Raw genomic sequence first — 17,074 nt, 5'->3', positions numbered from 1 at the left:
GGTATTGAAAACCTATATTATTTTTGATACTAATGTCTTATTCATAAGAGATTATAAAAATTACTCGGATTTTATGATAGATTCGATTTTTGATGATATACAAGGTAAAATTGAAAGACACGATGTCACTGATCGTTTTGAACAACTAATACCAGAAATTACAATCTCTGAGCTGTTTCAAAAGCAGACACAGGCGTATAAAAAAGAATACGAAGAAATTAAAAAAATCTACAGAAAATTTGAACATATGTATTCAGTAAATCTAGTGTTTGAAAGTGAATTTGAGTATGAAAAATTTATTGAAGAAAAAAAACAGTCATATATTTTACGAAAGGGAATAAAAATCCTTCCAATATGCGGAGAAGGACGTTTTCATAAAATTGTAGAAAGAGCTTTAGACAAAAAAGCACCATTTGAAGGTGTGGATAAACAATCAGATAAAGGCTTTAAAGACGCTTTGATTTGGGAATCAATGTTAGAGTTTGCAGAAAAAAATGAAGGAACCTATCTTTTTTTTACTGGAGATAAAAGGTTTAAAGGTGAATTAGAATTAGAGTTTAAAAATTTTACAGGAAATAAAATTTTTATTTACGGAAAAGATGAAAAACAAAAGTTAGACATTTATATCGAGGCACATTCAAGCGAAAAAAATTTAATAAAACGTCTCGCGGAAGTAAATAAAAACGTTATGGAAGTGAGTGAGGCCTTTTTAAATGATTTTAAGAAAAGTGCCTTTGAAGAAATTATTATTAATGATATTGCTGTATCAGTAATTGATTTTAATATTGATTTAGAAGTGGTAGATCTTAATGAAGCAGGAGAAGAGTTATTTAAATTTAAGTTAAATGGTAAAGCCATTGTTAATCAACCAGGCCTAGTAAATAATCACCCAGGTGTCGAATATGAATTGTTTGTAAGAATGGATTTTTTAGTAAAAGTTCATAGCGTTACTGATGCAGATATTTCCTACATAACACTTGATAGCATTGAAGCATACACTAATGAAGGTAGCTTTCTAAATATTGCACAAATTGAGTATGAGTTTAATGCGTCTGAATTCGAAACTGAAGAATTATTAGAAGAAGACCAAGTACAAGAAGACCAAGTACAAGAAGAGCAAGTACAAGAAGACCAAGTACAGGAAGACCAAGTACAAGTAGACCAAGTACAAGAAGACCAAGTACAAGAAGAGCAAGTGCAAGAAGAGCAAGTACAAGAAGACCAAGTGCAAGAAGTGCAAGTGCATGAACGAGATATTCAAAAAATAGATGAGCTAAAGAGAGAATTTGTTCATTCCCTTGCGGAGGTTATGGGAAGTGAATCTAGTGATGAAAAAATAATAAATTTAGCAGAAAATATATTAGGGATTTTCAAGAATAATATTGTTGTTGACTGGTCAAAAAAAGCATCAATACATGCTAAAATTAGAATTGAGATAAAAAAGTTTTTAATGCAAAATAGGTATTCATTAGATCAACAACAGATGATAATTAATATTTTTTCACATTATTTTTTTACTGGAAATTTAGAACAAGATAAAGTGAAATTAATAATTAATCCTCTTACAAAAAAGATTTATTTGGCAAATATTATGTCTATACAATTTTTCACAAATACCAGGAGCGACGATTCAATTCGTCGCTCCTTTATTGTTCAATCCGTCTGTTTCCGATTATACATCACGATACTTCCGACGAACACAACAAGCGCCCAGGCAGACAGAATCATAAGCTCCATCCATGTAGCACCAAGTCCAGCACCCGCCTCGATTTGATGCGCCAGGTCAATCAAGACGATGTTCGGCAAGTACTCGAGGAGACCGATGATGGCGAACCGGTCTTCGTACACCAATAACATCGGTGAAAACGAGAAGAAGAAAAACGCCGGCATGACGATGAGCGAGGCTTCCATGACCGTCTTCGTCATCAATCCGAGAATCGTCCCAATCCCGATATAAAAGAACGTCGAGACGATCAATGCGAGTGAGATGACGAGTATGTTCGCAGGACTGTATCCCATGATGAAGGCACACGCCGCGATGAGGATGAGCGTCGTCACGAACGTGAGCGCGCTTTTCCCGAGCAAGATGTCGAGCGTGCTCGCCGGCGACAACATCAATCCGCGGAGCGTGTTCTTCTCTTTCTCTTCGGCAATCAAGGCGCACTGCACGAACGTCGCGACGAGGCTGAACGTGATATTGATGACGAAGTATGTCACGTCGATGCCTCCTCCGCCGAGCTGCGAATAGAAGACGGCGAAGAACAGCGGCATAATCAACGTCGAGGAGACGAATAAGTTCCGCGACAAGTCTTTATAGTCTTTCTGGAAAATGGCGAGTGCCCGTTTCATTGAAAATGTCATGATAATTTCCTCCCCGTCACTTCGATAAAGATATCCCCGAGCGTCGGCTCGTTCGAATGAATGGCCGCGATGTTTTGATCACGCATCTGTTCATGAAGCCAGTCCGCCCCATCTTTTCCTTGCTTCAATTCAACCGTTTCCCCGTCATGCAGTTCGACACGCATCGAGCCGTTCGCATATTTTCGGCGCAATCGTTTCGGGGCGTCGAGCAGTTGAATCTCCCCTAGATGTAAGAAGGCGACGCGGTCGCACAGTTCCTCGGCCTCGTTCATGTCATGCGTCGTCAAGAAGATGGTCGTCCCTTTTGCCTTCAACCGTTCTATGCCTTTATAGATGTGGCGCGAATTGACCGGATCGAGTGCGGACGTCGGCTCATCTAAAAACAATAGCTCCGGTTCATGTAACAACGCCCGGGCCAGTGTCACCCGCTGCAGCATCCCACGTGATAAGGCGGAGATGCGTTTTTTGCGTTCCCCGGCCAAGTTCACCGTTTGTAGTACTTCATCAATTCGGGTGCGTGGTTCGTCGTATAGGTCGCAATAGAGTTGCAAGTTTTCTTCAATCGAGAGGCGCGTGTATAGGCCGCTGTTGTCGGTCAATACACCAATCCGCTTCCGATATTGTTCTTGTTTCAACTCCGAGACCGGCACGCCGAATACGGTTGCGTCACCTGATGTCTGCGCCAGTTGGGACGTTAAGATTTTGATGGTCGTCGTCTTCCCAGACCCACTCGGTCCAAGGAAGCCGAACACTTCTCCCTTGCCGACAGAAAACGTCACGTCGCGTAACGCCTCTTCATTGCCGAATAGCTTTTTTAATCCGTTCACTTGAATGATTGAATCCATTCTCGTTCCTCCTTGTCGATGTCGTCTTGCTTGCTTACATCATATCGAGAGGGAGAGGCGGGTGCATTAGGATGGCCGTAACTGGCGCTTTTCGGGGAGCGAGTGGAGCGAATGAGGCGGTGAATGGAGCCTATTTCAGCCCGATCATCGTCTTCAATTCGGCCATTTTCGTCTTCGAGAGCGGGATGGTCGTCTTCGCCGAATCATCGAGGACGAGGCTGAAACTGTTCTTCGTATAGGTGATCACTTCCCGCACCCGTTGAAGGTTGACGATGTACGACCGATGGCAGCGAAAGAAGCCGTATGGGGTCAGACGCGTCTCGAGTTCGTTCATCGTGAAGACGCTCGGGAACTGCTCGGACTGACTGTGCAATACGGATTGTCCGTCTTGGCTTTCGATGTAGTCGATTTCCGGTGGATCGAGCAAGACGATTTTCTCGTTCACTTTCGTTGGAATCTTCTCGAAGCGGACGTGCATGACCTCTGGCGTGACGTCTTCGTTCGCATCCGGCTCATCCGGTTCCACGTCGAGTAGGCGCAAGTGTCGGTGGTCGATACGATAGACGGTCGACGTGACGAAGAGGGCGCTCTCCATGTTGCTCGTCAGAAGCAGGATGACTTTTTGTTGTTGCTTCAGTTGCATCAAGACGGTCGCGAACAAGTGCCGTGTTTCTTGGTCGACGTTTTGATCCGGTTCTTCAAGCACATAGATGTCCCGATTATGTAGAAGCAGCGCTGCGTATTGGACGCGCCGGATGAGCGACAAGCTGAGTCGGTTCAAGCGTTTGTTCCGGTATGGGATGAGTTGAACGGTTTGCAAGATGGTATCCAGTGATTCCGTCGATGCGTAAAGCGTATGCGTGAAACGCAAATATTCCTCGACCGTCAACCGGTCATACAATCCATCACGGATGGAGAAGACCGAAAGCGTACGATTCGCTATATCGATGTTTCCGGAGTAGTTCGCGTGCGAGTCAGTCAATAATGCGAACACTATTTCCCGGGAAGTGACGCCGCAGTGGATGGCCGCGATTTCACCTGGATTGATGGTGAACGAGATATTCTCAAGGATGAGCGTGTCCTGTTGGCGAACAGAGACGTTGTCGAAAGTAAGCACCGAATCCCTCCCTTTTTAGTTGGAGTATAACATTTTACAAAGAAGGTCTTAAGAGGGAAATTATTACTCATATAAGTTACATCTTTTGGTAAAATTGAAGGGTGCAGTTTTATGATAAGGTGGTGAATCAATCATATGGTCGAAGAATACGAGCGACTCCAAACACAAGTGTTTGAGCTTCAAGTAGAAGTAGAGATGCTCCAAACGTTGTTACGTAAAATGATTAATCAGGATGAGGCGTTACATCATAACATCGAAAGCGAATTGGAATACATCTTTCTCACACAAGAGTTACCAGTCGAAAAACGTTTCGACGTTTCTTTTTATTTGACGCGACTGCAAAAAGAATATCAATTCGAAAAAACGATTCCCGATTTTATGTCTTTCCACGAAGGACTAAAGGAAAGATTAGGAGTAGACGAATTGTCGATGAGGGTGTCAAAGCGATTGATTCAAGAACATATCGATCGAGGTATTTTTTCAGTGGGGAAAGAAATTTTAACAACGATGAAATGAGGCTGTATCAAACATGAACGAAGTACAACGACTGATGGACAAAGTGATTGAATTCCGTGACGAGCGCGATTGGGCGTTCCACCATAACCCGAAAGACTTAGCGTTATCGTTATCGCTCGAGGCGAGCGAACTGTTGGAGTTGTTCCAATGGGTGTCGAGCGAAGAAGCGCTCGAGACGAAACACGTCGAGATGAAAGAAGAGCTCGCGGATGTCCTCATCTACGCGCTGACGTTTGCTCATGCGGCAGGGATTGATGTGTCGCAGGCGATTGAAGAGAAGCTTGAGAAAAATGCGGTGAAATATCCGAGTCCGCAATCATGAGTGAAACGCTCGAAAGGTATCCCCCAGATCAATTTATGATTCCTTGCCATATAATCGGAAAGAATTTCTCACCTCGCGTCGCATCGGAGAAAACAGGCATTCGGTTTTATACCCAGACCGAAGTCGGGGAGATGGAGCGCATAGGAAAGCAGATTGCTACGCACGGTCATGCGTCATTTGAACCACCACTGGAATTTCAACAAATGGAAAATCCGTATATCGGACTCTTTTGGATGGTAGACACCCTTACGGAACATATCGACACCCTTCGTTCTTGTGGAGCCGACCATATTTATATCGACTTAGGTGTCATTTATTATGGTGATTTAAAGTTGGGGTTTGACCCAGACTTCTTGATGAAACTTGCAAACTTGAAGATTGAGTTTTGGATTAGTGGTTATGAAGAGAAGGGAGAGAACTCATAATGAGAGCGAAACATCGACGCCTTTTTCTCATGTATCTCAGTGTAGGTCTATTGAATATCGTCCTTTTGCTTATGATGCCGCTTTTTCAAATCGAGAGTTCAACATGGATGCTCGTCATGTTTCCGTTATTGACGATTATTTGGTTTGCGAATGCTTTCGTTCATTGGAGACATATGAAACAAGAGACGATTCAATAAAAAAACGGCTGAAGCCTAGCATCTAGATAAAATAAATTCGAAAGGAGCTCGTCATGTATCATTATCTGAACGACATATAACCTTATATTCGCGGACCGCCTTATGATTTGTCTCGAACTTACTAGACAAATCATATGAGGAGCGGATGATATGAATCGGAATATAGTAGTTTTGTTAGCTGTACGTGTGATTGCGAATTTCGCGGATAGTTTTTATTTTTTAGCATCGGTGTGGTACGTCAAAGACATGACGGACTCGTCTTTTTGGATTGGCGTCACGACGTTTGTAGCAATGGTGCCGGTTGCGTTTCAAGTGCTGTATGGACCGTTGATCGATCGTTACGCCAAAAAGAAATTATTGCTTTTGGCAATGGCGGTGCAGGCGATTGTCTTCACAATCCTCGCGGGTTTATATGTAATAGATGAACTGTCGGTAGGGGTCGTCATTGTCGGCTTGTTCGTCGCGACGTTGGCGAGCGAATTGAGTTATCCAACGGAGTATGCACTCGTTCCGACTCTCGTTCGGGAGGCGGACCTGCAAAAAGTCAACGCACTCTTCACGTTCACCTATCATAGTCTCGATATCTTGTGCAATGCGATTGCCGGGATTTTGCTTGCGCTTATTGGTGTCGGTCTCGTCTATACGAGTAACGCCATTCTCTATCTGTTTTTATTTGGGGCGATTGGCTTTTTGTTACGCATAAACGAAACGAAGGCCCATACACCAAGCGATTTTATGTATTTTGCTGATTTACAATTTGGGTTTCGTTACGTATGGAAACTCGGTTCGTTTCGCACGTTGATTCTTGTCTTCACGTGCCTTAACTTCATGATTTCGATCTCACTTGGCGTCCTCCCGATTTTGGCGAAGACGGAACAGGAATACGGCTTATGGCTTGCAGCCATTTCGATCGGTACGTTATTGGGTAGCGGCTTATCGATTCGATTTGGCGTTCGTTCGTTACGATGGACATTCGTCTTGGCAACAGGATTCGGTGGAGTCGCTTGGTGCATCTCGGCATTTTGGTTGAATCGTAATTTTGGCATGACGTTGATTTGTTTTAGTATGGCTTGGATGGCGATTGGGATGATGGGGATTCAATTTCAAACGCTACTTCAGCGTCAAATCGAACCTGATTATTTGGGACGCGTATTGACCGTTGTCTATGCCCTTCAAGGAATATTGGCTCCATTCGGGTATTTGCTTGGTGGGGCGCTCGCGGACTGGGTTGGACACGGATTACTCTATCTCGTCGGGCCAGTTACTTTATTAGGTACGAGCCACTATTTTTTGAGGAATTCTTTTTTGAAATCTTCTGTTGCGATTCACGATCAAGCCGTATGACGTAAACGACGTACAGTCTTTCTGAAAAAGACTGTACGCCGTTTTGTTGAATCAAAATGTTAAACAGTGAAGGCGAAAAACATGCGAAAAATTGTGGAGCATCGTAAATGAGCCATATCAAAAGGAGATCAAGAGAGTGAATGCACGAGCCAAAATGTGGTAGGGGCTCGCCATCCTTCACGGGATTTCCGTATGATTTTCCCGCTGTTGCTGTGCGGGTTTCAGATTCTGTTAGCGAGACAAGAACAGGAAGTGTCCTTAGACGAATGAATGTTAGTCCGGTGAAGTCTAATAACCCTCATCCTGATATGGGTTCGCATATAAATCGATGTCAAACTCGGCACGGATCCGATGGGCGAATTGAATCGTCTCCAAATCAAACACAAGCGACGGTGTTTGACCGCCTTCCATTACGATTACGATGATGAATCGCGCTTTGATGTCGTCATACGCACTGTAAATGTCATCTAAAATTGGTTCTTTTCCACGAAGTTGAGCGCAGCTGATCGTTCACATCAAATGAAGGCTGATAGCCCGTACCGAGTGACCACGATGTATGTTCGCGAGGATGGGAAGAATAGCCTTTTTCACCTCGTTTGAAGGTTTCTGTAGGAATGATTCCTAGCCGACGCGTCACATCTTCGATTGAGAAATCATCGGCAAGCAGTTGGAAATAGACCAGGACTTCGGTTTGTGTAGAATTCATGAACACCCTCTTTTCTTTGTATGACAGTCTACTTGAATATAAACGATGCAATCGTAAGAAAGGAATATGAATATGACCCAACGCGAACGGTTTGATCATTTATATGAGGCGGGGAAACGTTCCACCCGCCAAGCACTTCTTCTTGGAGTGTTTATCGTCTTACTTGGCGTCATCTTTTGGTTCACAGGCGAGCGTCGACTCGCTGAACTGGTATGGTTCATCTTGTTCATTCCGGTCGTCTCGTTCGTCAAAGTGTGGGCGCGGACGAAAACGCTGCTCACGTTCAACGAGGCTCCTGATTATCGGCGTCTCGTCTGGTATGAATATTGGAGTGGGATGGCTGTGATTGCGATCTTTTGTATATTGATTGTGACGTTGCTGTTACGTCCGGAACAAGCGAATATTTTGATTCTCGTTGTGGCGTTCAATTTATTTGCGTGGATGGCCTCTTCTAAGATTGATCAAAAGCTTGCTAACATCGACCCGGAACACGTGACGCATAAAGCCTATGAACGCGGTAAAGTCGGTTTCTTTTTAAAATAAAGGCAGTCAAAAAGGAGTAGCGCACGCTACTCCTTTTCGTTTACCCGATCGACCAATTGTTTCGCTTCAAGCAGCGACAGGTCATATGTCTCACGCAAGAATTTAACGGTCGGAATCACGCCAATCGTATTGATTTTTTCTTTAATCGACGCATGAAATTCAGCATCTTGCACGATTGGTTCGGTATGGAGTTGTTTTCGTTTCAATGCACTCAAATCCTTTGATTGTTGCGCAATGATATTGATCAAGAAGGCGTTCAAGATCAATGAAGCAATCAACATGACAGTAGTCCAATCCATTCAACGACTCCTTTCGACTTAATCCTCGATGATATCGAAACTGTAAGCATTGGTGAGCGGGTTATGGATGATTAACTCATAACTGAGCTGTTGTTCGTCCGCTTTATCGATCAACAGATTGATTTCCGACATATTGAATATGCGTTGGCAGGTAACAGTCGCAGCGAGTAACAGACCACCGATGATGGCTGTGAGGACGAAACGTTTCGTCCATATCGTGAGTGATGTCGACATTAAGGGCGTGTCTCTATTTTTTCTTCGATTCGCTCGAGGCGCTCCACTAAGACGTCAAACTGTTGCTGTTGATGAGCCGCGGTTTGACGATCCAACTCGAGTCGCACGTCAGCCCGCTTCTCGTAGCGACCGATAAATCGAACGATCATCACGATAACCGCGATGAGTAACGCGAGTGGGACAATGATTGCCAATAAACTAAATAGTAATGTCATTAATACATTCATGCTTTTTCCTCCTTTATGTAATCCATACGGCTAGTATACTTCCAAATCCAGACAAACCCAAACGATTCCCGTGATGGATGCAAAGTTGGGAGGTCAGTTATGCTAACAGTATCTTTTAAAAAAGAGGTGGACCTATGGCCATTTACTATACATATCAACATGCGGGCGCCTGGGAAGCCGCCAATGCATGTGGCTACTTGTTTGGCGACCCAAACTTTGGAATTTTTCAAGACGAGGACTACGCGTATCATCGCCCTGCTTACGACTGGCTCGCGGGACAATATGAGCAACGGACGAAAATCTCGCTTCGTGGAAACTATCCGGTTTGGTTGAGCAAAACAAAGCCAGACGTCGCACGAGGTGGCTACTTGGAACTTGGAGAACCGGGCGTCGTGCTGACCGTTGAGCTGCCGGACTCACATGTGCTCGCAGTCGAGGGCGGTTACTGGACGTTCGCGTTGAATCGGTATTTTCTCTCGTTTGAAGATCGGGAAGCCGAAAGCGAAGAAGAGTTGAAACAATCTTGGGAGAAAATGTTCGACCGCGATTGGTGCGAATCGATTGTCAACGAGTATCCGGGGACGAACACGAAATATCACTATCTCGTCGATCGGATTTATCTCGAACAAGTGCTTGACGTGACGACGTTTATTGAGGAGGGTGTGTGATGGAGCTACCGACACGACTAGGTACTGACGAGACGGGTTACGTCATCAATCAAACAGACGTGACACGGATTCAACCAATGTTTCGGCAAGTGATTGATGAAGTGATTCAGTTGTTGCGAGAAGAATTTGCAGAAGCGCTACATAGCGTATATGTATACGGTAGCGTCGGTCGTGGGACTGCTGTGGCCGGACAATCGGATTTAGACGTGACGGTCATCGTTAAACGGGAAGTGGACGTTGACGTATTGAAGCGACGAAGCATGATCTTATTGCAGGAACATCCGGAAGTAATCAAAATTGATTATGACATCGGGCTGTTGGATACAGTGCTTGAGCCCACTAATCATTTTGAATGGGGGTTTTGGTTACGTCACATGTGTGCATGTGTTGACGGGACTGACTTGTCTCATCGTTTTCCGTACATGAAACCGGACGGGCGGACTAGCCGAGCGTTGAATCGAGATTTGTCCGATCAGTTACGAGAAGCGCAAGTGAAATTGAAGGCAAGATGTATGACGGGAAACGAAAAACGGTCACTCGTCAAACGGATGATTCGAGGCGCGTATTTGACAATCAACGTCGACGATCAAAGTTTTGTATCGACGATTGCAGACAGTCTGTTTGTGTTACGCCTCTATTTTCCGAACAGTGAAATCATAGATGACTTAGAGCGAGGCATGGAGTCAGAAGAAATTCAAGATGACTGGTTGGGTGAGTTGATTGTGAAGTATGAATCGTCGTTCCTTCCATGATGACAGTCATCTATCAAAGCGACTCCTTCCGGTCTAAATCATCAAAATGAAATTCGACATAAATCATCCCGAGGATGAGATACATGATTACGAAGGTCCGAACTAAATTGGGTACGTAGAGGATTTGGAAAAACAGCAACCCTTCAAACGAGAACACGAATAGATAGGCAAGGAGATACATCAATATCTTGCCTCTTCGAAATCGAGAGAACAGGCGAATGCCTACGAGGAACGGATAAAGTAGCGTCTTGACGGTATTGGACATGTTGGTAAATCCTTTCTAAAAACGTCACCGCTCATTAAGCGGAACGTATCCCGGTTTTGTGCGTCTACGTCTGACATCCGATTCGAAGTAATACATTGGGGTGAACAATCCTGCTGAAAGATAAATCATAAAAACGGTTTCCAGTAAGAGCGACCCTTGGAGGCCATATCCGATGATGAGGATATGGACGGGGACAAAGAACAGCATGAATGCATAAGACATTGTACTTTCCGTTTTGATAAATCGATATAATCCTCGCATCACCCAGATGTAGGGAAATAAGATGTAATAGAAGAAACGCTTCAACTCGTAACGCCCTTTCTTGAGCAGTGCGCCCAAATTATGTGTATTCGTCTTTTTCAGTATAATAGGAGCACTACATGCGAAGAAGGGGCGTTTTCATGAATCCATCAATTGCGATTATCGGAGCGGGCGTGAGCGGCTTATACGCCGCGTCGCTCCTCACTGAGAAAGGCTATGACGTCACCGTCTTCGAGGCGCGCGATCGCATCGGGGGACGCGTGTTGAGCCATGACGGCTTCGACCTCGGTCCGACCTGGTATTGGCAAGAGACGGAGACGACAATCACGCAACTGATCGAACGGCTCAACCTCCCGACGTTCTCACAATATACGGCCGGTGATTTGATGCTCGAGCGGCAGTTCGGTGTCATCGAGCGCCATACGCTCCCGCCAGGTCATATCGTCCCATCGATGCGACTCGTCGCTGGCATGGCAAGTTTGACAACGGCGCTGGCGGCAACCTTGCCTGCCGGAACGATTCAACTCGAGTCGACTGTCACCTCGATTCAACAGACTGAAAACGAGGTCTCCATCGACCTCGAAACGGGACGGTCCCAAACGTTCAGTCACGTCATCCTTGCTATCCCGCCACGACTCGTCTCCCGCATCTCGTTTCACCCGGGACTGTCTGAAACAACGAAGTCGAAGCTGGCAAATACGCCAACCTGGATGGCCGGTCAGGCGAAAGTACTCGCCGTGTACGACCGTCCGTTTTGGCGAGAGAAGGGGCTATCCGGTCAAGGCATGAGTTGGGCCGGTGTATTGCAGGAGATTCATGACGCCTCACAACCGGGCGGACTTGCCGCGTTATTCGGCTTCTTCCGGTTGTCTGCTGCCGAACGCTCGGTACTCGACCGGGACGAATTGAATCATCGCGTCATCGACCAACTCGTGCGCCTGTTCGGGGAAGAGGCGCGGCAACCGCGTGAGGTCTACTACGTCGATTGGTCGAGCGACCGGCATACGGCCACAGTTCAAGACGGGGAACCGTTGACCGATTTCCCTGTCTATCAGCCAATCGCGCTCAATCCAGTCTGGGAAGGAATGCTCTCACTCGCCGGGACGGAGACGGACTCTTTGTTTGGCGGTCACATCGAAGGTGCGCTTCGTGCAGCGGAACGTGCCGTCGAGCAACTCTAACCAAAAATGCGTATCATCCCAAGCCAGGGACAATACGCATTTTTCATTTGAATTTTTTGATCATCAACGCCAGCGAACGATTGATCATCGTCATCTCGTCATCTTCTAGCACGGAGAACATCTCTTCGGCGAGCCGTTCCTCGATGGCATCGATTTGTTTCGAGTACTTCAAACCGATTGGGCCGAGCCGGATGAAGCTCTCGCGCAAGTTGTCCGGGTTCTTCTCTTTTTTAACGAACTCACGTTGTTCGAGCACTTTGAGCACTTGGCTGACCGCACTTTTGGAGATATTCATCTTTGTCGCAATCTCGGTCGTCGTCCATGTGTCTTTTCGTTTGAAGAGGAGTAACATCTGCTCTTGCTGGTAACTGAGTTCGAATTCGTTCAACTCGGTAAAATATTTGGTGAACAACAAGTCGAGCTCGTCGATTTGACGATACATCTCGATGACTTGCTGTTTGCGTGTGTCGTTCAATGATTGTTCTCCTTTCATCGCGTGTCACGGAACGTCTGGCTCCGCACGTATAACACGATACTCAATGCTAATCCGATTATACCAAACGAGATGAGCAACGTTTGAATCGGTACGGCCAGGGCGACCAAAATCGACAGGACGGCGAATGCGATCGGCTCTAACCCTGACGCGGCAAGCGCCATGATGCTCATGACGCGTCCAATCTTATCGTGGTCGCTATGTTCTTGCATGAGCGTGACTGTCGGCAAATAGACGAGCATCAACATGAATCCGCTCGCGGCCGCAGCCAAGGCGAGGAGTGTGATGGACTGCGCCTGCGTATAGAGGAAAAAGGCCCCAATCGTCAAAAACAAGACGCGGAAGACGAAGCGTCCACGATGGACCGAGCGGAACAACAGGACGAGAAAACTTGCGGCGAACGTCCCGACAGCAAGCCCACCTTCAATCAAACTCAAATCAAACGCGTTGCCGCCTCGTTCACCGACGAGAATCGGGATGCTCATGATGAGAGGTCCCATCACGAACAAATTGACGATGGCAATCGATAGCGTCCCGCTCCGCAAAATCGGTGTGCTCGAGACGTAACGGATGCCCTCTTTCAAGTCAAAGATGACATGATCGAGCGACATGGCACGGGCGAGGGGGATGGAGTCACGAATCAAGCGCGGCATAATCAAGATAGCGGCGATGAAAATCAAGACGGCCGCTGTCCCGAAGCTAAGCCCGAAGCCGCCCCATGTGAGTAAGGCACCGGCGAGGAACGGACCGAACACGAACATGAGCTCGAGCGTCCCTTGGAAGAGCGAGTTAGCACGCTGCAGCTCTTCTTGTTTGACGAGGGACGGAATCAAGGAAGACAACGCCGGATAGGACATACCGTCAAGTAGTCCGAACACGATGGAAATCATGATCAAAGCGAATACCGAATACGCGTCCGCGAGATGGAGCGCCACGACCGCGACCATGAGGACACCTTGTCCGAGGTTCGTCAAAAATAAAAGCCGACTCTTTTGGAATCGGTCAGCGAACACGCCACCAAATATCATCATCACGACACGCGGCAACGAGACGGCGGTCATGATAATCCCGAGGAGGGCCGGTTGCTTCAGCACATCGATCGTGAGCCACGATACGCTCAAGAAGAAAATCGAGAAGCCGAGCGTGAGCGTCATCCCGGATAACCATGTGAACACGAAGCGTGGATTTTGTAGCAAATTCATAAAGAAAACCTCAGTCTTTCTACCTTTTAATATAGTTAAGTTAACTAAACTATATAGCGAAAGGACTGGTTCGTCAAGCGAGTAGGTTGCTACAAGACAATTGTAAAAAAACGGAACTTTTTTCGCTAAGAACCGTATAGGTAGTTAAGAGGTGAATGAGATGAACAAACAAGAACGATTACATAAAGTGAAACGGATGAATGTACAGTGGATGTTGTTACGTTTGATGTTTGCTTTGCCGACTGGGGTTTTGATCTATTACTTCTTACAGTCGCAAGGCTCCCCGATGATTATGGCAGCGTTCCTTCTATCGTTGACCAGTGCAGCAAGTATTTTGTTTATGAGGGAAGCGCGCTTCGTCAAAGCATTAACGACGCATGATCAAGCGAAGAAGGTGATTGGCATCCAATATCAACTCGACTACTTGTTCGTCATCATGATGGCCGTGATTTTTCCACTGATGATGCGACTGAATATCCTGACCAGCTTGATTCCCTTTGTTCTATTCGTCAGTGGTAGCGCGTTCATCTTGTTTACGCATCATAAACTCGATCAACAGTTGAGCTGGATGGATATAGAACAACCGACTCGTCGAGAGATTCAACGCACGAGATTCACGTGGTGAGATTGAAATAGACATGAGGTTAGCTTGGATCCATCACAATTAAAGGAGTAGCTTATGAATAAACATCACCGTTTGAAGCAAATGGTTACCGCAAACCGAAAATGGCTTCTCATCAGGCTCGGTTTTGCGATTCCGATTGGGGTATTGCTCTTCTTCTTTCTACAAACCGAGACACGATCGCTCGTATACGGAAGTTTGATGGTCGTGTCGCTGTTAGCATACGGCGTGATGATCATGCGGGAAAGTCGATTCATGAGCAGTTTCACAGATCACATACGAGCGAAGCGGGTCATCCACATTCAATATGTGTTCGACTATATGATGGTTGTCTTCGGCTGTTTGTTTTTCCCATTGCTTTTGAAGCTCGAAACAATCAGTTGGATCCCATTTTTCATCTTCTCCCTTGCGGCGTTAGCGCTGGTAATTGTCGAACGCCTGCTTGATGAGAAAGTAAAACGGATTGATCCTGAGCAACCGAGGCGTCGCGACGTCAAACGAGAAAGCTTTTAAGGAGGGATTCGATGACCAAACAAGAACGTATCAATCTGATTTATAAAACCAATATAAAGACGGCCGTTCTTCAAAGTCTGCTCACGTTTCCGATGGTGTTTTGTCTCGTCGGATTGATTCAATCGGATTCATGGAACGGGTGGTACGTGGCCGGCGTTCTCGTCTGTCTCTTGCTGCTGGGAGGAATCTTCTTCAAGGCGAACCGAGTCGAGACCGAGTTGACCGAGCGAGAGGATGCCAAAATCATCATCGCCCGTCGGAACGGATTTGTCTTTGCGCTGTTCGTCGTATTCATTTTATCGTTTGCGCTGACGCTTAACCTTGGTTGGATGTTCGCCTGGATATTAGCTGTGGCAGTTGGTGTACTATACGGTGGCTACCGCTTGATTCGAAAACAAGACGAGCGATTGACCGACATCGACCCGGAGCATCCGATGCTTCGTGAGATTCGACTCGACAACGTCAGAGACTGAGGAGGGATGAGATGAACAGGGAAATCCGGACTGAAGCGTTGTTACAAATCAACACGACGTATCGTCGTTTTATGATTGGGAGCAGTGTCGTCATCTTTGTGAGTGCGCTCTATTTCATGATGCATACGACTTATTCTGGCGTGATTGCGGTGGTCAGTCTCATCCCGACGTTGTTTTTCGAATGGAAACAGACAGTCCTCTATCTGCAGTTCAATGACGACTGGACGTATCGACGTCTCATTAAACTACAGTTTTCCTCACTCGTTTTCACGTTCATCTTATTGTTCAGTCTGATCGCCCTGTTTTTAACGGGGCAAGTCCATAAGGACGTATTGATGTGGGCGATTGTCATCGGGGCACCACCTTCTGTCTTGTTACCGCTGTGGATTGATCGAAAACTGCTCAAACTCGACCCGGAACACGTCACGTCGAACATGCTGGCTAAAGCCAATCGCGAGAAGCTGAAGCGTCGTCTTGACGGAATCAATGACTAGAAAAGGAATGGAATCGTATGACGAAACAACAACGGATTGACAAAATGAACCGATACCGTGAGCAAAGGAAGCGGCGACGAGACATGCTGTTCGTTCCTGTCCCTGGACTATTATTTGTCACGTTGCTCGCGGATCACATTTGGTGGGTTGGCTTAGGGTTGATGGGTTTGTTCGCCAGCGGTTCAATCGTGTATTTGCTGAAAGAAGGAGAGGCGTTCGCTCGTCTATCGGATGAAAACGGCGCACGAGTGGCGACGCAAAACGTCTACCGGATTTTAGGTGGGTGGTACGTCTTCATCGTCGGTAGCGTGGCAAGTTATAAACTGGCGGCCCCTTGGTGGACATGGACTCTCGTCCTTGGGATGGCGGTGCTGTTGCCGCTTCTGTATAAACGCTTCAATGAAACTGTCCAAAGCGCAGATGCAGCTCAACCGGTCCGCTCTGAATTGGCAACAGCGAGTGGATTGCTATGAAGATGTTGACGAAACAGGAACGAATCGAGCGATTGCTCGTACATGAGGATGCGACGTGGCATTGGCGCTATTGGGGTCTCTTCTTCAACCTCATCGTCGTCGCGTTCATCTCGTATCAGACATCGATTTACTTACCGCTCATCCTATTTGCAGTGTATTTGCCACAATTATGTGTCGCGTGGTGCAAGACGAAAGTGTTGCTGACATTTAATTCAGAGCCTCGCTATCGGCGTTGGGTTTACAGTGATTTTATCGTCGAATGGTTCATTTTTTTACTGTTTCTCTGTCTGCTCGCTGCTCATCACACCGGGTTTCTCACGATTTGGACACTCCTAACCATCTTAGGAGTCGGCACGATTGGTGGGTTGGTGTTTTCACGTCTAGTCCATCGAGTCATACTGACGTTTGATGCACACCACGTCACGAATCGGATGTTCGACGAAGCGAAAACTGAGCGCTATACGCACAGAAAGACGAGTTCCTGATAGTTGGAACTCGTCTTTTTTTATTTTTCAGGACATCGGTCCTTTATGCTCGAGTG

24 protein-coding genes and 1 pseudogene are annotated in these 17,074 nt (G+C 46.3%); 15 read left to right on the top strand and 10 right to left on the bottom strand.

The window, feature by feature from the left end:
* Positions 1 to 4: 4 nt before the first annotated feature.
* Positions 5 to 1,483 (top strand): annotated as a pseudogene (locus NMQ00_RS13755) (PIN domain-containing protein); the annotation flags it as partial.
* A 170-nt stretch (positions 1,484 to 1,653) separates the two neighbouring features.
* On the opposite strand, the gene NMQ00_RS13750 reads toward NMQ00_RS13755, so the two are convergent.
* From NMQ00_RS13750 to NMQ00_RS13740, 3 genes are all read right to left on the bottom strand, one after another.
* On the bottom strand, positions 1,654 to 2,361 hold the full coding sequence (locus tag NMQ00_RS13750) for an ABC transporter permease (protein WP_255177135.1): 708 nt from the start codon (positions 2,359 to 2,361) through the stop codon (positions 1,654 to 1,656).
* Entirely contained in the window at positions 2,358 to 3,206 is an 849-nt protein-coding gene (locus NMQ00_RS13745) for an ABC transporter ATP-binding protein (RefSeq protein ID WP_255177134.1), read from the bottom strand. The genes NMQ00_RS13750 and NMQ00_RS13745 overlap by 4 nt, the downstream gene beginning before the upstream one ends.
* A 130-nt stretch (positions 3,207 to 3,336) precedes the next feature.
* Entirely contained in the window at positions 3,337 to 4,323 is a 987-nt protein-coding gene (locus NMQ00_RS13740; RefSeq protein ID WP_255177133.1) for a LytTR family transcriptional regulator DNA-binding domain-containing protein, read from the bottom strand.
* Positions 4,324 to 4,458: 135 nt separating this feature from the next.
* Between NMQ00_RS13740 and NMQ00_RS13735 the strand changes: the two genes are divergently transcribed.
* The 4 genes from NMQ00_RS13735 (at position 4,459) to NMQ00_RS13720 (ending at position 7,127) form a co-directional block, all read left to right on the top strand.
* Complete coding sequence (locus NMQ00_RS13735) at positions 4,459 to 4,839, top strand: hypothetical protein (protein ID WP_255177132.1); 381 nt, start codon at positions 4,459 to 4,461, stop codon at positions 4,837 to 4,839.
* Between the two features lie 13 nt (positions 4,840 to 4,852).
* Positions 4,853 to 5,161 carry a nucleotide pyrophosphohydrolase gene (locus NMQ00_RS13730; RefSeq protein WP_214754722.1) on the top strand — a complete coding sequence of 103 codons (309 nt, stop codon included), beginning with the start codon at positions 4,853 to 4,855 and terminating at the stop codon, positions 5,159 to 5,161.
* Positions 5,158 to 5,586: a hypothetical protein gene (locus NMQ00_RS13725; RefSeq protein WP_255177131.1), complete on the top strand. Its 429-nt coding sequence runs from the start codon at positions 5,158 to 5,160 to the stop codon at positions 5,584 to 5,586. The genes NMQ00_RS13730 and NMQ00_RS13725 overlap by 4 nt, the downstream gene beginning before the upstream one ends.
* A 347-nt stretch (positions 5,587 to 5,933) precedes the next feature.
* A complete protein-coding gene (locus NMQ00_RS13720; RefSeq protein ID WP_255177130.1) occupies positions 5,934 to 7,127 on the top strand; it encodes an MFS transporter in 1,194 nt (397 codons plus the stop codon).
* A gap of 288 nt (positions 7,128 to 7,415) precedes the next feature.
* On the opposite strand, the gene NMQ00_RS13715 is transcribed toward NMQ00_RS13720, so the two are convergent.
* Together NMQ00_RS13715 and NMQ00_RS13710 are read right to left on the bottom strand one after the other, a co-directional pair.
* Positions 7,416 to 7,538, bottom strand: coding sequence for a DUF4279 domain-containing protein (locus NMQ00_RS13715; RefSeq protein ID WP_255177129.1), 123 nt, complete (start codon positions 7,536 to 7,538; stop codon positions 7,416 to 7,418).
* A gap of 52 nt (positions 7,539 to 7,590) precedes the next feature.
* The gene (locus NMQ00_RS13710) at positions 7,591 to 7,833 is read right to left on the bottom strand and encodes a DUF4279 domain-containing protein (protein ID WP_255177128.1); all 243 of its coding nucleotides are present in this window, start codon (positions 7,831 to 7,833) and stop codon (positions 7,591 to 7,593) included.
* A gap of 72 nt (positions 7,834 to 7,905) precedes the next feature.
* Here NMQ00_RS13710 and NMQ00_RS13705 point away from each other — a divergent pair, with 72 nt between their 5' ends.
* On the top strand, positions 7,906 to 8,376 hold the full coding sequence (locus NMQ00_RS13705) for a hypothetical protein (RefSeq protein WP_255177127.1): 471 nt from the start codon (positions 7,906 to 7,908) through the stop codon (positions 8,374 to 8,376).
* A gap of 26 nt (positions 8,377 to 8,402) precedes the next feature.
* Here NMQ00_RS13705 and NMQ00_RS13700 read toward each other — a convergent pair whose 3' ends face one another.
* The 3 genes from NMQ00_RS13700 to NMQ00_RS13690 are packed head-to-tail and all read right to left on the bottom strand — an operon-like array spanning position 8,403 to position 9,136.
* Positions 8,403 to 8,675 (bottom strand): hypothetical protein, encoded by a 273-nt coding sequence (locus NMQ00_RS13700; RefSeq protein WP_255177126.1) that lies wholly within the window; start codon positions 8,673 to 8,675, stop codon positions 8,403 to 8,405.
* A gap of 18 nt (positions 8,676 to 8,693) precedes the next feature.
* Positions 8,694 to 8,909: a hypothetical protein gene (locus NMQ00_RS13695; RefSeq protein ID WP_255177125.1), complete on the bottom strand. Its 216-nt coding sequence runs from the start codon at positions 8,907 to 8,909 to the stop codon at positions 8,694 to 8,696.
* Positions 8,909 to 9,136 (bottom strand): hypothetical protein, encoded by a 228-nt coding sequence (locus NMQ00_RS13690; RefSeq protein ID WP_255177124.1) that lies wholly within the window; start codon positions 9,134 to 9,136, stop codon positions 8,909 to 8,911. The genes NMQ00_RS13695 and NMQ00_RS13690 overlap by 1 nt, the downstream gene beginning before the upstream one ends.
* Positions 9,137 to 9,270: 134 nt before the next feature.
* Between NMQ00_RS13690 and NMQ00_RS13685 the strand changes: the two genes are divergently transcribed.
* From NMQ00_RS13685 to NMQ00_RS13675, 3 genes are all read left to right on the top strand, one after another.
* On the top strand, positions 9,271 to 9,804 hold the full coding sequence (locus NMQ00_RS13685; protein WP_255177123.1) for a DUF3841 domain-containing protein: 534 nt from the start codon (positions 9,271 to 9,273) through the stop codon (positions 9,802 to 9,804).
* Positions 9,804 to 10,556, top strand: a complete 753-nt coding sequence (locus tag NMQ00_RS13680) for a nucleotidyltransferase domain-containing protein (protein WP_255177122.1) — start codon at positions 9,804 to 9,806, stop codon at positions 10,554 to 10,556. Before NMQ00_RS13685 ends, NMQ00_RS13680 begins: the two co-directional genes overlap by 1 nt.
* A 666-nt stretch (positions 10,557 to 11,222) precedes the next feature.
* Complete coding sequence (locus NMQ00_RS13675; RefSeq protein WP_303825839.1) at positions 11,223 to 12,263, top strand: flavin monoamine oxidase family protein; 1,041 nt, start codon at positions 11,223 to 11,225, stop codon at positions 12,261 to 12,263.
* A 43-nt stretch (positions 12,264 to 12,306) separates the two neighbouring features.
* Here the strand turns inward: NMQ00_RS13675 and NMQ00_RS13670 are convergent, their stop codons facing one another.
* Both NMQ00_RS13670 and NMQ00_RS13665 read right to left on the bottom strand, forming a co-directional pair.
* The gene (locus tag NMQ00_RS13670) at positions 12,307 to 12,738 is read right to left on the bottom strand and encodes a MarR family winged helix-turn-helix transcriptional regulator (RefSeq protein ID WP_255177121.1); all 432 of its coding nucleotides are present in this window, start codon (positions 12,736 to 12,738) and stop codon (positions 12,307 to 12,309) included.
* 14 nt (positions 12,739 to 12,752) lie between these two features.
* Positions 12,753 to 13,958, bottom strand: a complete 1,206-nt coding sequence (locus NMQ00_RS13665) for an MFS transporter (protein WP_255177120.1) — start codon at positions 13,956 to 13,958, stop codon at positions 12,753 to 12,755.
* 160 nt (positions 13,959 to 14,118) lie between these two features.
* On the opposite strand from NMQ00_RS13665, the gene NMQ00_RS13660 reads away from it, so the two are divergent.
* The 6 genes from NMQ00_RS13660 to NMQ00_RS13635 are packed head-to-tail and all read left to right on the top strand — an operon-like array spanning position 14,119 to position 17,018.
* A complete protein-coding gene (locus NMQ00_RS13660; protein WP_255177119.1) occupies positions 14,119 to 14,583 on the top strand; it encodes a hypothetical protein in 465 nt (154 codons plus the stop codon).
* A gap of 54 nt (positions 14,584 to 14,637) precedes the next feature.
* Positions 14,638 to 15,093 carry a hypothetical protein gene (locus NMQ00_RS13655; RefSeq protein WP_255177118.1) on the top strand — a complete coding sequence of 152 codons (456 nt, stop codon included), beginning with the start codon at positions 14,638 to 14,640 and terminating at the stop codon, positions 15,091 to 15,093.
* 11 nt (positions 15,094 to 15,104) lie between these two features.
* Entirely contained in the window at positions 15,105 to 15,566 is a 462-nt protein-coding gene (locus tag NMQ00_RS13650) for a hypothetical protein (protein ID WP_255177117.1), read from the top strand.
* Between the two features lie 11 nt (positions 15,567 to 15,577).
* Positions 15,578 to 16,060 carry a hypothetical protein gene (locus NMQ00_RS13645; RefSeq protein ID WP_255177116.1) on the top strand — a complete coding sequence of 161 codons (483 nt, stop codon included), beginning with the start codon at positions 15,578 to 15,580 and terminating at the stop codon, positions 16,058 to 16,060.
* A gap of 17 nt (positions 16,061 to 16,077) precedes the next feature.
* Positions 16,078 to 16,533 (top strand): hypothetical protein, encoded by a 456-nt coding sequence (locus NMQ00_RS13640; RefSeq protein ID WP_255177115.1) that lies wholly within the window; start codon positions 16,078 to 16,080, stop codon positions 16,531 to 16,533.
* A 2-nt stretch (positions 16,534 to 16,535) separates the two neighbouring features.
* A complete protein-coding gene (locus NMQ00_RS13635; protein WP_255177114.1) occupies positions 16,536 to 17,018 on the top strand; it encodes a hypothetical protein in 483 nt (160 codons plus the stop codon).
* The last annotated feature ends 56 nt before the right edge of the window (positions 17,019 to 17,074 follow it).

The organism is Exiguobacterium aurantiacum (genome assembly GCF_024362205.1).
Lineage (GTDB): Bacteria > Bacillota > Bacilli > Exiguobacteriales > Exiguobacteriaceae > Exiguobacterium > Exiguobacterium aurantiacum_B.
This window is presented reverse-complemented; position numbering and strand designations above follow the sequence as displayed.

What these genes read in the sequence shown, in the direction of transcription:
- NMQ00_RS13750 (WP_255177135.1), bottom strand. Translation starts at nt 2,361, where the DNA reads ATGACATTTTCAATGAAACGGGCACTCGCCATTTTCCAGAAAGACTAT.
- NMQ00_RS13745 (WP_255177134.1), bottom strand. Translation starts at nt 3,206, where the DNA reads ATGGATTCAATCATTCAAGTGAACGGATTAAAAAAGCTATTCGGCAAT.
- NMQ00_RS13735 (WP_255177132.1), top strand. Translation starts at nt 4,459, where the DNA reads ATGGTCGAAGAATACGAGCGACTCCAAACACAAGTGTTTGAGCTTCAA.
- NMQ00_RS13730 (WP_214754722.1), top strand. Translation starts at nt 4,853, where the DNA reads ATGAACGAAGTACAACGACTGATGGACAAAGTGATTGAATTCCGTGAC.
- NMQ00_RS13725 (WP_255177131.1), top strand. Translation starts at nt 5,158, where the DNA reads ATGAGTGAAACGCTCGAAAGGTATCCCCCAGATCAATTTATGATTCCT.
- NMQ00_RS13720 (WP_255177130.1), top strand. Translation starts at nt 5,934, where the DNA reads ATGAATCGGAATATAGTAGTTTTGTTAGCTGTACGTGTGATTGCGAAT.
- NMQ00_RS13715 (WP_255177129.1), bottom strand. Translation starts at nt 7,538, where the DNA reads ATGGAAGGCGGTCAAACACCGTCGCTTGTGTTTGATTTGGAGACGATT.
- NMQ00_RS13710 (WP_255177128.1), bottom strand. Translation starts at nt 7,833, where the DNA reads ATGAATTCTACACAAACCGAAGTCCTGGTCTATTTCCAACTGCTTGCC.
- NMQ00_RS13705 (WP_255177127.1), top strand. Translation starts at nt 7,906, where the DNA reads ATGACCCAACGCGAACGGTTTGATCATTTATATGAGGCGGGGAAACGT.
- NMQ00_RS13700 (WP_255177126.1), bottom strand. Translation starts at nt 8,675, where the DNA reads ATGGATTGGACTACTGTCATGTTGATTGCTTCATTGATCTTGAACGCC.
- NMQ00_RS13695 (WP_255177125.1), bottom strand. Translation starts at nt 8,909, where the DNA reads ATGTCGACATCACTCACGATATGGACGAAACGTTTCGTCCTCACAGCC.
- NMQ00_RS13690 (WP_255177124.1), bottom strand. Translation starts at nt 9,136, where the DNA reads ATGAATGTATTAATGACATTACTATTTAGTTTATTGGCAATCATTGTC.
- NMQ00_RS13685 (WP_255177123.1), top strand. Translation starts at nt 9,271, where the DNA reads ATGGCCATTTACTATACATATCAACATGCGGGCGCCTGGGAAGCCGCC.
- NMQ00_RS13680 (WP_255177122.1), top strand. Translation starts at nt 9,804, where the DNA reads ATGGAGCTACCGACACGACTAGGTACTGACGAGACGGGTTACGTCATC.
- NMQ00_RS13675 (WP_303825839.1), top strand. Translation starts at nt 11,223, where the DNA reads ATGAATCCATCAATTGCGATTATCGGAGCGGGCGTGAGCGGCTTATAC.
- NMQ00_RS13665 (WP_255177120.1), bottom strand. Translation starts at nt 13,958, where the DNA reads ATGAATTTGCTACAAAATCCACGCTTCGTGTTCACATGGTTATCCGGG.
- NMQ00_RS13660 (WP_255177119.1), top strand. Translation starts at nt 14,119, where the DNA reads ATGAACAAACAAGAACGATTACATAAAGTGAAACGGATGAATGTACAG.
- NMQ00_RS13655 (WP_255177118.1), top strand. Translation starts at nt 14,638, where the DNA reads ATGAATAAACATCACCGTTTGAAGCAAATGGTTACCGCAAACCGAAAA.
- NMQ00_RS13650 (WP_255177117.1), top strand. Translation starts at nt 15,105, where the DNA reads ATGACCAAACAAGAACGTATCAATCTGATTTATAAAACCAATATAAAG.
- NMQ00_RS13645 (WP_255177116.1), top strand. Translation starts at nt 15,578, where the DNA reads ATGAACAGGGAAATCCGGACTGAAGCGTTGTTACAAATCAACACGACG.
- NMQ00_RS13640 (WP_255177115.1), top strand. Translation starts at nt 16,078, where the DNA reads ATGACGAAACAACAACGGATTGACAAAATGAACCGATACCGTGAGCAA.
- NMQ00_RS13635 (WP_255177114.1), top strand. Translation starts at nt 16,536, where the DNA reads ATGTTGACGAAACAGGAACGAATCGAGCGATTGCTCGTACATGAGGAT.